Source organism: Singulisphaera chitinilytica, from assembly GCF_049331405.1.
Taxonomy (GTDB): domain Bacteria; phylum Planctomycetota; class Planctomycetia; order Isosphaerales; family Isosphaeraceae; genus PoT.
Window position 1 is genome coordinate 5,910,211 of sequence record NZ_CP186274.1, and the last position, 12,248, is coordinate 5,922,458.

Below are 12,248 nucleotides of genomic sequence, written 5' to 3' on the forward strand. Positions count from 1 at the left end.
GGAAAAACCTGTATCTCTCGACCCCTCTCCGGACAATAGACCGTGGAACGGAGACGATTCCACGATCTCAAAGGAGAGGCCGACTCATGTCGAGCAGCATGCGTTCCGGCGCAGTTTGGAAGCAGATCCGGCAGGTCTTCGGCCTGGGGACCCTCTCGGGCTTGAGCGAGCGTGAGCTGCTCCGCCGGTTCCGGGAGCGTCGCGACGAGGCAGCCTTCGCCGCGCTCGTGGCCCTGCACGGCTCGATGGTCGTCGGTGTCTGCCGCAGGCTCCTTGACGATCCCGAGGACGTGGAAGACGCCTTCCAGGCCGCGTTCCTGGTCCTGGCCCGGCGGGCCCACATCTTGCGGCCCCGGGCGGCGATCGGCCCCTGGCTGCATGGGGTCGCCTATCGCGTCGCCCTGAAGGCCAGGACTCAGGCCTTGCGCCGTCGCAATCGGGAACGGGTCGTCGCCTGGTCGGAAGACTCCGCGCCCGCGGCGGCCGAGGAATTCGTCGCCTCCGCTCACCGGGACGACCTCGCCAGGGTGCTCGACGAGGAGATCGGCCGGCTCCCCGGCTCGTACCGTGCGGTGATGGTCCTCTGCTATCTGGAGGGGCGAACGCACGAGCAGGCGGCCGAGCGGCTCCGCTGGCCTCTCGGGACGGTCAAAGGGCGGCTCTCTCGAGCCAGGGAGATGCTCAAGGGGCGGATCGCTCGCCGCGGGTTGGCCCCCGCGCTCGTGGCCTTCGAGGCAATCGCGACGCAGGATGCCTCGGCGATGGTCCCCGAATCCTGGATCGCCACGGCCGCCGAGGCGGCGATGGAAGCCTCGATCGCAACCGGCGGAATGACCACAGCCCTGGTCTCGGCCAATGCGGCGATTCTCGCGGAGGAGACCCTGGCCCTGCTCTTCCGGGATCAGGCGAAGGCCGCGATCCTCGTCCTGGTCGCCGTAGCCGCGTCGGCCGCAGGTGCCGGGACGTTGCTGAGGGGTGATCGAGACGCCAAACCAGCACTCGGCCAGGCGGCTCCCGAACCTGCCCCTGCCCTTCCCGTGGGCCCTGCACCGGCCGCCGCCCCCGCGCCGAAGACCCGCGAGGCCGAGGCGGCGATGGCCCTGCGCGTCGAGGCCAAACCTCAGCTTGAGAAGGCGGAGATGAGCCCCTTCCGCGACGCGGTGAAGGCCGATAATCCCGTCTTCGCCCGCGGGTATCAGCTCGCCTTCAAGGCCTTCCGCGAGGGGAACGCCGATATTGAGGCGGTCCACCTCTGGTCGCGCCGCCTGGCCGAAGGGGACCTCGTCTCGGGCAACGCCGATCGCAAGGCCAGGGCCCTGGAGAAGCATCGGGAGCGGATGGATCAGGTCCAACTCGTGGCCAAGGATCGGAACCAGCGCCGGCCGAGCGACCTCGGCCTCCTGGAACATCTCTCGGCCCAGTTATACCGCGACGAGGCCGAGACCCTCGCGAACGCCCCGATCGTCGCCGCGATCGCCGCTCCCCGGGCTCCGGCGGATCCCACCCCTCGGGCCGCGGCGAGCCAGGGGAAGTCGCTGGCGATCCTCAAGACCCTGGATCAGCAGGTCGCCATGAACTTCGCCGAGGCGACGCCGCTGGACGCGGTCCTGAAGCACGTCAAGGCGTCGACCCGGTCGCCCGAGTTCCCCAGGGGGATCGACATCTACGTCGACCCGATCGGTCTCAAGGAGGTGGCGCAATCCCTGGACGCCCGGGTCACGATCGACCTCGCCGGCGTGCCGCTCCGCCGGACCCTCACGCTGATCCTGGGCCAACTCGGCCTTCGCTATCAGGTCCGGGAGGACATGATCCTGATCACCAACGCCGCCAGGCCCAATTTCGACTTGTTGGAGCCGGATCCCGAGGGGGAGTCGCGGCTCGTCCGGACGGATTGATTTTCTCCGGGAGCCGCCGCCTCGAAAAAATTATTCGAGGGTCGTGTCCGGCCGTCGTCCGCTTCCTGATAACCCTTGCGAGAAGGCCGTGGGACGGCCTCGAAAGGGACACACGAGCGAAACGGGACACACGACGATGAACACGATCATGGCGAAGTTGGCGGTGGCGGGCCTGGCGGTGGTGGCGATGACCTCGGTGGCGAAGGCCGACACGCGATCCTGGGGCTACCCGCAGAGCCAGGGCCAGGGTCGTCCCGGGTCGTCCTCTTACAACCCCGGCAACGGCTACCCGATGCCTCCCCAGAACGGCGGATACTGCCCCCCGCCCTGCAACATGCCCAGCAACAACGGCCCCGTCTGGGGTCAGTCCGGTGGCGGCTATCCCCGGCCGACCGGCGGCTGCTGGACCCCCCGCCCGACCGGCGGTTGCTATCCGCAGCAGGGTAATCATGGCCCGGTCTGGGCCCAGTCGGGCGGCTACCCGAACAACGGCGGCCACGGCTACCCCTCGAACGGCGGCGGCTACCCCTCAAATAACAACGGCCCGGTCTGGGGTCAGCAAGGTGGCGGCCGCCCGAGCACGGGTGGATACGGTGGGAATGGCGGCGGGTACGGCGGGAACGGCGGCGGGTACGGCGGGAACGGTGGTTACAGCCTGATGCGGCGTTGAAAGACTTCCGTACACCGCTATACGCCCCGGGAAACGTCCCGGGGCGTTTGCATTTCGAAGCACGCGACGGGATCAGGCCTTCGCGGTCGTTTCGCTCGCGGTCGCCTCAACGGCGGGTTCCTCGGGCGAGAGGCCCAGGAGGCGCTCGACGGCCAGGCCGATATCGGGGGCCCGCATCAGGGTCTCGCCGACGAGGATGGCCGAGACTCCCGCCGCTTCGAGCCGCTCGACGTCGGCCCGCGTGCGGATCCCGCTCTCGCTGACGAGGAGGACCTCGGGGGGGACCTTGTCGCGGAGCCGGAGGGTCAAATCAAGGTCGGTGACGAACCGGCGGAGGTCCCGGTTGTTGATCCCGACGAGGTCGGCACCGCAGGCGAGCACGCGGGGAAGGTTCGCTTCCTCGTGGAACTCGACGAGCGCCGCCATCCCGAGGCTGCGGGCGCGGGCGAGGAGGCGGGCCATCGTCGCGTCGTCGAGGATCTCGGCGATCAGCAGGATGGCGTCGGCGCCGGCGAGCCGGGCCTCGACCACCTGGTATTCGTCGATGATGAAGTCCTTGCGCAGGAGCGGGATCGCGACCGAGGCCCGGATGCGGGCCAGGTACGAGAGGTGTCCCTGGAAGTAGGGGGCGTCGGTCAGGACGCTGAGGCAGGCCGCGCCGTGGGCCTGGTAGGTCCTGGCGATGGAGATCGGCTCGAAGTCGGCCCGGATGACCTTGGCCGAGGGGCTGGCCTTCTTCACCTCGGCGATGAGCTGGATCGGCCCGGGGCCGGCGAGGGCCGCGCGGAAGTCGCGGACGGGCGGGGCCGACGCCGACATGGCCTGGTCTTCCATCTCTTCCAGCGGCATCCGGTGCCGCGCGGCGGCCACCTCCCGCTGCTTCGATGCCACGATTTCGTCGAGGATCGTCGCCATGCCTCTGTCCCTGCCTCTCGCCCAACCCTTGTCGATCGCCGTTTCGCCCCCGCAAGTCGGGCCCTCGCATCTTAACCGACCGCCCCGGCCTTTGAAAAATGGACTTCGGCTGATATCAGAGATGGGCCCTCGGCGTCAGCGTGGGCCTGGCGTCGGTTGTTCCCAGATCAGGCGCAGGCCGGGGAAATCGACGGTCGTCTGCCGATCCCTGCTCTCGACGAGGAACCTGGGCAATGCCGTCAGCGGGCGCTCCGCCTGACGCTCGTGCGCATACCAGACCCGGCTCGCCCCGATCTCGGGCCGGACGTCGATCTTCTCCGGGGGCGGCAGGACTGTCCGCTCGGCGCCGAGATAATACCGGGCGGCGTCGACCCTGGCGTTGAGCACGACGACGGCCGCGGTCGGGTCGTGTTGCTTCAAGTACGCCGCGGCGCTTCTCCAGTCGGCCTTGATCCCCGGCGCATAGGCCATCGACTGGAGCAGGCTGATGGCGACGGCCAGGAGTCCTCCGGCCACGACGATGCGAGCCTGCCACGGGAGCCGACCCACGCCACGCGCCAGCAGCAGGAGGTACGCCGGCCCGACGAACAGCGTGTAGCGCGCCGGGCCGAAGATCGGATGCGTGCTCCAGGAATAGCCGTAGAGTAAGAGTGGCGAGACGGCGAACCAGATCAGCAGCGACCGCGTGATCGCCGCCTGCGGACCAGGCTCCCCCTCACTTTCCCCCTCGACCCGGCTCCTGTGGTCCTTCCAGAGGCCGAACCCAATCACCGCCGAGCAGGCCGCCAGCACCCGGAAATCCCCCCCCACGAACCCGATCGGCAGCCCGAACAGGAACCGGATGGGAAGCCTCCCCACGATGTACGACGGCGGGTGATCCAGGTATTTTGGGATCCAACCCAGCACGAGCAACCCGGCGGCCCCATGCAGGAGCAGCCACCCCTTGAGCGTGAGCCCGTACGCCCTGCGATCGATGAGCGACGCCAGCCCCAGCGCCGCCACCATCAGGAGCCCGAGCGGGTGCGAGAGGATCAGGGCCACCAGGCCCAGCACATAGGCCACTCGCGGCCAGATGCCCCCCTTCGGGCCCCGAAGCGCGTCCGAGAATGTGAAGAGGAGCCACCAGCAGGCCGAGGTCAGGAAGACCATCCAGGCGTACATCCTCGCCTCGCGCGAGTACATCACCAGGAGCGGGCTCCAGGCGCAGAACCAGGCGGCCCAGAGCCCTGTCCCGGCGTCGAACGCCTTCCGGCCGATGGCAAAGGCGAGCAAAACCGTCCCCACCCCGCAAACTACGCTGAACGCCCGCCCGGAGGCATCCGAAGGTCCGAAGGCGGAGATCCACCCCTGGAGCAGGAGCGGATGCAGCGGGGCCCGTGTCGCGTCGATCTGATCCAGGAGCGAGATCAGCGCCTTCGGCCCGTCCGCGCGGGCCAGCCGCATGGTGACGACCTCATCGAACCAGAGGCTCTCCCGCCCCAACTGGACGAATCGAAGGACCGTGGCCCCGGCCAGGATCGCGAGAAGGAAGACGGCCTGATTGCGGGTAAACGCCCTCGCCGGCCTGATGTGGTGATCCGGAGTCGAAGTGATGTCGGTTGCCATGTTTCGCGCGTTCGGCCCGTCATTGAATACCCGAGGCTTAGGCCCGTCCCGGGAACGTTTCTATCAGAGAGGCGGGGCCGGCCGCAAATGACGAGAGGCCCGGGGGATGCCCCGGGCCTCGATCGATCGATGACGCGAACTTGCCGACGGAGGGTGAACCTCTAGGTCTTGAGGTTGCCGTGCAGCGAGAGCTCGGAGGAGGCGACCACCTCGACGAGGCTCACCACGGTCATCTCGGGCTCGACCGTGTCGGTTTCCTCCCCATGTTTGGTGCGGTCATAGAGGCGTTTCAGGATGTCGTAACCTTCGGGGGTGCTCGCCAGGGCCCGTAGCTCGGCCTTTCTTCTGCGCTGCGTGTTCGAAGTGGGGTGCATAAAGGCCTCCTTCCATCCGCAGTCTCCTGCGGTTGTCGAGAATCATGCAGAAACCGCCATGACATTCCGGACCGATATCGAGGATTGAATGAACGTCGTATGTGGTGATGAAAGAGACGAGGGACGGAGACACGCTACCCTGTGCGATGGGGCTGATAGATCTGCTCCTCGATCTGCAAATGCTCCGTCATCTCGGCTCGCGCGATGAGCTCGATCGCGGCGGGCAAGGAGATCTGGTCGAAGGTGATGCAGAACTGGAGGCTCTCGAAGATCAGGCAAATCGCCTCCTCGCCATCGAGCGAACGTGCAATTTCCCACAGGTCGCGTTTCCGTTTCAGTAGATCCATGCACGCGTCTCCAGGCGTTTCGACGTCCTCGGCTCGGTCGATCGGAGAGATGTTGCAAATGCGAAGCCGATGTCCAACCTCCCACCGAATCCTCATCGACCCGCCGACCGAAATCCCAGGTGACAAATCCAGGGGCGGATGTGAGCCTTGGTACCTGCCTTAGATCGAGCTGGCTTGGCTTTTTATGGCTGAACGCCTGACTCTCTCGACCCTGCCAGACATGAAGTGCGTCATCATCTTGTCGTCATATCGAGGGGAATTATAGTCCTGTTGCCAGGCCTTGCGTCGGATGTTCCCAATAGGAAACACGTTCCGCGAACCGGACGCAAATGGGCATTCGGATTGAGGAGGTGTTTTCCGTCACGAGACCCGGGAAATCTCCATCAAAAGCATTATCGCGTGCTTGGATGGAGTGGTTTTGTGAGGGGGCTGTGATCAGAGGATTTGAGAAGGGTCTCTCGCCCTTTTTTAAGGATCAGGCGAGTCACTCTTCAGGCGTGATGCGGACAGGCTGCGATCGGTCGATGAGCCGGTCTGCCAGGGGATGGATGGGGGGCGTCAGGAATTCGACCCTCCGCCGCCTGCGGAGTGCCAGGCGGCGGAGGATCCAGGGCAGATCAGAACGACTCGAGCACGACCTTGCCCTTGGCCTTGCCGCTTTCGAGCAGGGCGTGGGCCCGCTTCAGGTTCTCGGCGTTGATCTTGCCGAAGTGGTCGCTGATCGTGGTGCGGATGATGCCCGTGTCGACGAGGTCGGCGACCTCGTTGAGGAGCTGGTGCTGCGCGATGATGTCCGGTGTATCGAAGAGCGATCGTGTGAACATCAATTCCCAGTGAACCGAGAGGCTCTTCCGCTTGAAGGCGGTGATGTCGATCCCCTGCGGGTCGTCGATGAGCCCGAGCTTACCTTGCGGCGCGAGCGACTCGATGATCTGGGCCAGGTGTGTATCCGTCTGCGTCAGGCTGGCGACGTGCGTGACGTGCGGCAGGCCGATCCGCTTGAGCTCCTCCGAAAGGGGCTTCGTGTGGTCGATGACGTGATCGGCGCCGAGCGACCGGACCCACTCCGAGGTCTCGGGCCGCGAGGCCGTGCCGATGACGGTCAGGCTCGTGAGCCGTTTGGCGATCTGCGTGAGGATCGAGCCGACCCCTCCCCCCGCCCCGATGATCAACAGGGACTGATCGGTGGGCCGCTTGCCGGGGGCGACCTCCAGGCGGTCGAAGAGGAGTTCCCAGGCGGTGATCGCCGTGAGCGGCAGGGCCGCGGCGTGGGCGAAGTCGAGCGAGCGCGGCTTCTTGCCGACGATCCGCTCGTCGACGAGGTGCAGCTCCGAGTTCGTCCCCTGACGGGCGATCGAGCCGGCGTACCAGACCTCGTCCCCGGTCTTGAACAGAGTCGCCTCGGGGCCCGTGGCGACCACGACGCCGGCGGCGTCGTAGCCGAGGACCTTCACGCCCCCCGGCTCCGGCTCGGCACGCTTGCGCACCTTGCTGTCGACGGGGTTCACCGAGATGGCCCGGACCCGGACCAGGAGGTCGCGGCCGGAAGGCGTCGGATCGGGCAGCTCCACGTCGAGGAGCGATTCGGGTTCGGTGATCGGCAGCGACTTGCGGTATCCGACGGCCTTCATGGTTCCTCCCGAGGGGCCGGGCAACAGCTCGTGCCCGGCCCCTTTTTATCTGAAAAGTATTGCTATTTGGAAATCAAAAGGATAATCGCAGCTTGCTCAGACCGTGACGACGACCTTGCCGATCTGCTCGTTCGACTCGAGGTAGCGGTGGGCCTCGACGATCTGCTCGAGCGGGAAGGTCTTCGCGATCAGGGGCTTGAGCTTGCCGCTGGCGAGCCCTTCCACGACGAACGCCTTGGTCCGCTCCAGTGTGACGGGGTTCGTGGTGAACTCCATCACGATGTAGCCCCGGATCGTGAGCCACTTGGCGAGGACCTGGAAGAGCGGCAGAGGGGTCGGCTCGGTGCTGAGGACCCCGTACAGGAAGAGGATACCCGACCGGCACATCGCCTCGCAGAGCTTATCCACGGTCGGGCCGCCGACGGGGTCGAAGACGACCCTCGCCCCCTTGCCGCCGGTGAGCTTGAGCGTCTCGGCGACGAGGTCCTGCTCTTCGGTGGCGATGATGTGGGTGGCCCCGGCCTTCTCGAGCTGTGCCCGCTTGGCGCTCGTGCGGGTCAGGGCGACGGGCGTGGCCCCGACCATGTGGGCGATCTGGATGGCGGCGATCCCCACGCTGCTCGAGGCCGCCGGGATCAGGACCGTGTCCCCCGCCTTCAGGTCGGCGATCTCGATGAGGGCGCCATAGGCCGTGGCGTACTGCATCCACGTGGCCGCGGCCTCTTCCCACGAGATCGACGCGGGGTGCTTCGCCAGGGCCGTCACCGGCACGATGGCGGCGTCGCCATAGACGCCATATTTCAGCAACGAGAAGTTCGGGACCACGCTGACGGCGTCGCCGACCTCGTACCCCGCCACCCCCGGCCCGACTGATTCGATGATGCCGGAGGCCTCGTAACCGAGCTTGGCGGGGAAGACGGGATCCTCGAGGTACTGGCCCCGGCGATACATCGACTCGGCCCGGTTGAGCCCGATCGCCTTGATGCCGAGCTTGACCTCGCCGGGGCCGGGCGGAGGCAGCTCGATCTCCTCGATCTTGAGGACCTCGGGGTCTCCCGTCTCATGAAATCGCACGACACGCGCCATGGCGAACACCTTCCCCTCGAGCAGGTTGTGTCTCGATCGCACCGATGTCGGACGGCCATTGCCGTCGCCCCGACCTCGACGGCCGGTGCCGGCCCGTCCCGCGACGTGCGTATTCTGGGTCTTGGTCCCCCCGAAGACAAGAACGTACAATCTTGTGGCCTAGTATCAAAAATGTTCCTGTCGAGGACGTGCCGTGATGAAGTCAAGGAAGTACACGCTCGACCCGGCGGGCTGCCCCGTGGAGGCGACCCTCGATGCAATCGGCGGGAAGTACAAGGGGATGATCCTGTATCATCTTCTTGATGGTACCAAGCGGTTTGGCGAGCTGCGCTGCATGATGCCCTTCGTGACGCAGCGGGTGATGACCCTCCAGCTCCGCGAGCTCGAAGCGGTCGGCCTTGTCCATCGCGAGGTCTACGCGGTCGTCCCGCCCAAGGTGGAATACTCGCTGACGGAGCTCGGCCTCACCCTGGGCCCGATCCTGCGGATGATGCAGGAGTGGGGCGTCTGCCACATGGGGCACGTCGAGCAGGCCATCCGCGACGACCGCGAGGCGAAGGCCCAGCCTTCCAACCGGCAGGAATGACATGGAAAAGGCCGACCCCTCGTCGCGACGGAGGGCCGGCCTTGGCTTGAGTTCGAGCGGTCGAGCCTTCTCGGCCGTCACTTCGCTTTGGCTCGATTCGCGGCCGAGGCGATGGCCTCGGCGAGCGTTCTGGAGAGGGCGACGGGGAGGTCGTGCCCCATGCCTGGGATGATGATGAGCTCCGCGCCCGGGATGTTGGCGGCGGTGTCCTTGCCCCCGTCGACCGAGATCAAGGGGTCCTCGGCGCCGTGGACGACGACGGTCGGCACCTTGATCGTCTTGAGCTTCGCGCGTCGATCCTCGAAGAAGCCGATGGCCACCGCGGCGTTCTGGCGGGCGAGGCTGGCGCGGTCGTCGATTCCTCGCTTCATGGAACGGCGGATGACCTCGCGGAGTCGGGTCTCGTCGGGGGGATAGCCCGAGCCGCCGAGGACCTTGGAGAGGGTCATCGCGTATTCGAGGGCCACCTCGGGGTTCGTGTCCTCGTCGCGAGGGGGCTTGGGGATCTTCGAGAAGACTTCGGGCTTCGCCGGCAGCTTGATGTTCGGGGTCCCGGAGGTCGACATGATCGAGGTGAGCGAGAGCGTGCGGTCGGGATAGTCGGTCGCGAGGATCTGGGCGATGATCCCCCCCATCGAGACCCCCACGACGTGGGCCTTCTTGATGCCGAGGGCGTCGAGGAGCCCCAACGAATCCTTGGCCATGTCCTCGAGGGTGTACGGCAGCTTCACGGGCCGGCCCGTGAGCCTGGCGAGCATGAGCGCGTTCACGTCGGGCTTTCCCCCCGCCTTCAGCTTGGTGGAGAGGCCGATGTCGCGGTTGTCGAAGATGATGACGCGGTAGCCCCGCTTCGCCAGGTCGTCGCAGAGCTCGACCGGCCAGGCCGTGAGCTGGCTGGCGAAGCCCATGATGAGGAGCATCGGCTCGCCATCTTGCGGGCCATACGTCTCGTAGGCGATCTCGATGCCGTTGGCCTGGGCCTTCCCCTGGCTCGTCGGCTTCGGGCCGGGATCCGGCGGCTCGTCCCCCCCGGCGATCGAGCCCGACGCGGCGAGGACCGAGCCGAGCACGGCCAGGGCCGCGAGCAAGGAGGTGGGGATCCGAAGCGATGCCGGGCGGGTCGAGGCCATCGTGCTTGATCTCTCTCGGGCGTTTCGTGGCTCGGGTCGAGGCCCTCTCGGGCCATCCGGATCTTACGCCACACCGCCCGTTGGATCGAGCGAGCGAGCGGTGCGGCGTCGGGCCGGGCCTTCAACTCAACCCTGGGGATTCATAAGCCGGCCGAGGAACAGGATGCTCCCCGTCGCGTTGTCCCGGATCAGGTAGATGAAGGGGTGGTCGGCGCGGAAGGGGATCGGCGGTGCGGTGATGGCGGCGGCCCGGGCCCCGACGGCGATCGCCGTGGCGGCCGCGGCCTCCGTCCCTTCCTCTGTGACGTCCACGAACGCCTGGTGGATCGCGTCGCTGATGAAGAGGTCATGCTTGCCGTTGATTCCCGAGAAGTCGGCCTTATCCGGTTCGAAGGCGTCGGATATCCCCAGGGCCTTCGCGGGGGCGATCAGGTCCACATGGCTCGTCGACTTGAATCGGGGGAACGCGAGCGCGACGCGCCTGGGCTGCAGGCCCGAGATCCAGCGATTGAGGTTCTCGGAGGTCAGCCTGGCCTCGAGCGCGGTCAGGCCATCGACCTCGTCGGGCAGGAGCACGATCATCGACATCGCCCCCGACTTGTAGCCGATCTCGAGCGCCTTGATGCCGTCGCCGGAGCCGACTTTGTACGTCCCAGTCCGGTGCATCAGCTTCGCATCGACGTCTTCGCCGCCGCCGAGGTGGAACTTATCGTCGCGGGTCGACGAGGCGTTGAACGGGTCGGCCCAGGCCGCCTTGAAGTAGACGGCATCGGTGAGGACGAGCCTGGTGTTGGTGCTGAGGGGGCTCGGGATCAGGTTCTTGATCTTGCCCTCGGTCTGATCGGCCACCCAGGCGTTGATCGTGCGCTGGGAGCCTTCCGGATCCTTCTCGAACTCGAGCTGGGCGAGCTCGGCGTCGTACTCGTCGCGGGTCAGGGCGAGGAAGTCCGGCAGGAACTCGTAGCCGCGCTGGCCCCAGAGGCGGTCGGCGATGCCGAGGCGATATCCGGCGTCCTTGCCCCGCGACTTGAGGTCCTTGAGGAGGGATCCGAAGGCACGATGCAACTCCCCTCGGGGAAGGTCGAGGTGGAGGGCCTTGAGCATCTGGGCCTCGGTCGTCCCCTTCGCCCCGGCGACGGTCATCGCCAGCGCCGAGGAGATGCTCTGGGGGGAGAAGAAGAGGTTCCCCTTCGAGCCCCCTCGCAGCTTCGCATAGAGGTCGATCGCGAACGCCGTGTTACCGCTGACGACTGGGTTCATGGGTTTATCCTGCCGAGCCTCGGCGGCGAGTGCCGTACTGCCGACCACGACCAGCATGAAGCACGAGTATAACCGTCGGATCATCGTTCCGTCTCCGGGGGGGGAATTGAAGTGGGCCCGGTAGATCCACGACCAGGGGATGAATTTATTAGAGCCGAACAGAGCCCCCCTGCCCATCGGCTTCCGGATTCGGGCGCAACCCTCATCCATGTTTCGCCTTTCGAAGAACGATTTATTTGCGAACGCGGATTGTCCCCGATCGATCGGCGGCAACACCGAAACATGGATCCGAGTGATGGTCCGGAGAATGGGCTCGGCGAGGATCATCGGTGGAACGATCATTGGTCCAGCTTATGCCAATCACGACCCTTAAGGGTTCTCCCAGGAGTTCGATGCCGATGGGCCGGGTGAGATCGTCCAGCCTACCAATGGAAAAGATTCAAAATAAGATCAAAAAATACGATTGAGAGTTTGAAGAAGGCTCGATGAAAGCGATCTGGGCGAGGAGCGACACTGCAATGAGCGATCATTGTGGTCGAGCGGTGTCGGTGCAATCGCCATCCACGGCCCGGGTTACTGCATGTCCTGGCCTCTTCCCGAGGGCGTGCCCTTCATGGCAATGAGCCGGGCCGAGACGGGGCATCGCACGCCTGACGAAGCCCAGTTTCCCGGCATGTGGATTGCGGGACGTTGGTCCGCCGATTTCCATTCATCCTTCAACATCAGACACGAAGACGAATTTCTCCCGT

11 protein-coding genes are annotated in these 12,248 nt (G+C 66.1%); 3 read left to right on the top strand and 8 right to left on the bottom strand.

Going from position 1 to position 12,248, the window contains the following annotated elements; translation table 11 throughout:
- The first annotated feature begins 86 nt into the window (after positions 1-86).
- Positions 87-1,895, top strand: a complete 1,809-nt coding sequence (locus tag ACOYYX_RS23455; RefSeq protein ID WP_422924229.1) for an RNA polymerase sigma factor — start codon at positions 87-89, stop codon at positions 1,893-1,895.
- A 136-nt stretch (positions 1,896-2,031) separates the two neighbouring features.
- On the top strand, positions 2,032-2,565 hold the full coding sequence (locus ACOYYX_RS23460; protein ID WP_422924230.1) for a hypothetical protein: 534 nt from the start codon (positions 2,032-2,034) through the stop codon (positions 2,563-2,565).
- Between the two features lie 72 nt (positions 2,566-2,637).
- Here the strand turns inward: ACOYYX_RS23460 and trpC are convergent, their stop codons facing one another.
- The 6 genes from trpC to ACOYYX_RS23490 all read right to left on the bottom strand — a co-directional run bounded on the left by trpC (position 2,638) and on the right by ACOYYX_RS23490 (position 8,523).
- Positions 2,638-3,480 carry an indole-3-glycerol phosphate synthase TrpC gene (gene trpC / locus ACOYYX_RS23465; RefSeq protein WP_422924232.1) on the bottom strand — a complete coding sequence of 281 codons (843 nt, stop codon included), beginning with the start codon at positions 3,478-3,480 and terminating at the stop codon, positions 2,638-2,640.
- A gap of 135 nt (positions 3,481-3,615) precedes the next feature.
- Positions 3,616-5,085 (bottom strand): glycosyltransferase family 39 protein, encoded by a 1,470-nt coding sequence (locus tag ACOYYX_RS23470; RefSeq protein ID WP_422924233.1) that lies wholly within the window; start codon positions 5,083-5,085, stop codon positions 3,616-3,618.
- Positions 5,086-5,246: 161 nt separating this feature from the next.
- Positions 5,247-5,459, bottom strand: a complete 213-nt coding sequence (locus ACOYYX_RS23475; protein ID WP_422924235.1) for a hypothetical protein — start codon at positions 5,457-5,459, stop codon at positions 5,247-5,249.
- Between the two features lie 134 nt (positions 5,460-5,593).
- Positions 5,594-5,806 carry a hypothetical protein gene (locus ACOYYX_RS23480; protein WP_422924237.1) on the bottom strand — a complete coding sequence of 71 codons (213 nt, stop codon included), beginning with the start codon at positions 5,804-5,806 and terminating at the stop codon, positions 5,594-5,596.
- A gap of 617 nt (positions 5,807-6,423) precedes the next feature.
- Positions 6,424-7,437 carry a zinc-binding alcohol dehydrogenase family protein gene (locus ACOYYX_RS23485; RefSeq protein WP_422924239.1) on the bottom strand — a complete coding sequence of 338 codons (1,014 nt, stop codon included), beginning with the start codon at positions 7,435-7,437 and terminating at the stop codon, positions 6,424-6,426.
- A 96-nt stretch (positions 7,438-7,533) separates the two neighbouring features.
- Positions 7,534-8,523 (bottom strand): zinc-dependent alcohol dehydrogenase family protein, encoded by a 990-nt coding sequence (locus ACOYYX_RS23490; protein WP_422924241.1) that lies wholly within the window; start codon positions 8,521-8,523, stop codon positions 7,534-7,536.
- A 196-nt stretch (positions 8,524-8,719) separates the two neighbouring features.
- On the opposite strand from ACOYYX_RS23490, the gene ACOYYX_RS23495 reads away from it, so the two are divergent.
- Entirely contained in the window at positions 8,720-9,109 is a 390-nt protein-coding gene (locus ACOYYX_RS23495; protein WP_422924243.1) for a winged helix-turn-helix transcriptional regulator, read from the top strand.
- 77 nt (positions 9,110-9,186) lie between these two features.
- On the opposite strand, the gene ACOYYX_RS23500 is transcribed toward ACOYYX_RS23495, so the two are convergent.
- Both ACOYYX_RS23500 and ACOYYX_RS23505 read right to left on the bottom strand, forming a co-directional pair.
- The gene (locus ACOYYX_RS23500; protein WP_422924245.1) at positions 9,187-10,239 is read right to left on the bottom strand and encodes an alpha/beta fold hydrolase; all 1,053 of its coding nucleotides are present in this window, start codon (positions 10,237-10,239) and stop codon (positions 9,187-9,189) included.
- A 126-nt stretch (positions 10,240-10,365) separates the two neighbouring features.
- Positions 10,366-11,583 (bottom strand): serpin family protein, encoded by a 1,218-nt coding sequence (locus ACOYYX_RS23505; protein ID WP_422924247.1) that lies wholly within the window; start codon positions 11,581-11,583, stop codon positions 10,366-10,368.
- Positions 11,584-12,248 lie beyond the last annotated feature (665 nt).

What these genes read in the sequence shown, in the direction of transcription:
- ACOYYX_RS23455 (WP_422924229.1), top strand. Translation starts at nt 87, where the DNA reads ATGTCGAGCAGCATGCGTTCCGGCGCAGTTTGGAAGCAGATCCGGCAG.
- ACOYYX_RS23460 (WP_422924230.1), top strand. Translation starts at nt 2,032, where the DNA reads ATGAACACGATCATGGCGAAGTTGGCGGTGGCGGGCCTGGCGGTGGTG.
- trpC (WP_422924232.1), bottom strand. Translation starts at nt 3,480, where the DNA reads ATGGCGACGATCCTCGACGAAATCGTGGCATCGAAGCAGCGGGAGGTG.
- ACOYYX_RS23470 (WP_422924233.1), bottom strand. Translation starts at nt 5,085, where the DNA reads ATGGCAACCGACATCACTTCGACTCCGGATCACCACATCAGGCCGGCG.
- ACOYYX_RS23475 (WP_422924235.1), bottom strand. Translation starts at nt 5,459, where the DNA reads ATGCACCCCACTTCGAACACGCAGCGCAGAAGAAAGGCCGAGCTACGG.
- ACOYYX_RS23480 (WP_422924237.1), bottom strand. Translation starts at nt 5,806, where the DNA reads ATGGATCTACTGAAACGGAAACGCGACCTGTGGGAAATTGCACGTTCG.
- ACOYYX_RS23485 (WP_422924239.1), bottom strand. Translation starts at nt 7,437, where the DNA reads ATGAAGGCCGTCGGATACCGCAAGTCGCTGCCGATCACCGAACCCGAA.
- ACOYYX_RS23490 (WP_422924241.1), bottom strand. Translation starts at nt 8,523, where the DNA reads ATGGCGCGTGTCGTGCGATTTCATGAGACGGGAGACCCCGAGGTCCTC.
- ACOYYX_RS23495 (WP_422924243.1), top strand. Translation starts at nt 8,720, where the DNA reads ATGAAGTCAAGGAAGTACACGCTCGACCCGGCGGGCTGCCCCGTGGAG.
- ACOYYX_RS23500 (WP_422924245.1), bottom strand. Translation starts at nt 10,239, where the DNA reads ATGGCCTCGACCCGCCCGGCATCGCTTCGGATCCCCACCTCCTTGCTC.
- ACOYYX_RS23505 (WP_422924247.1), bottom strand. Translation starts at nt 11,583, where the DNA reads ATGATCCGACGGTTATACTCGTGCTTCATGCTGGTCGTGGTCGGCAGT.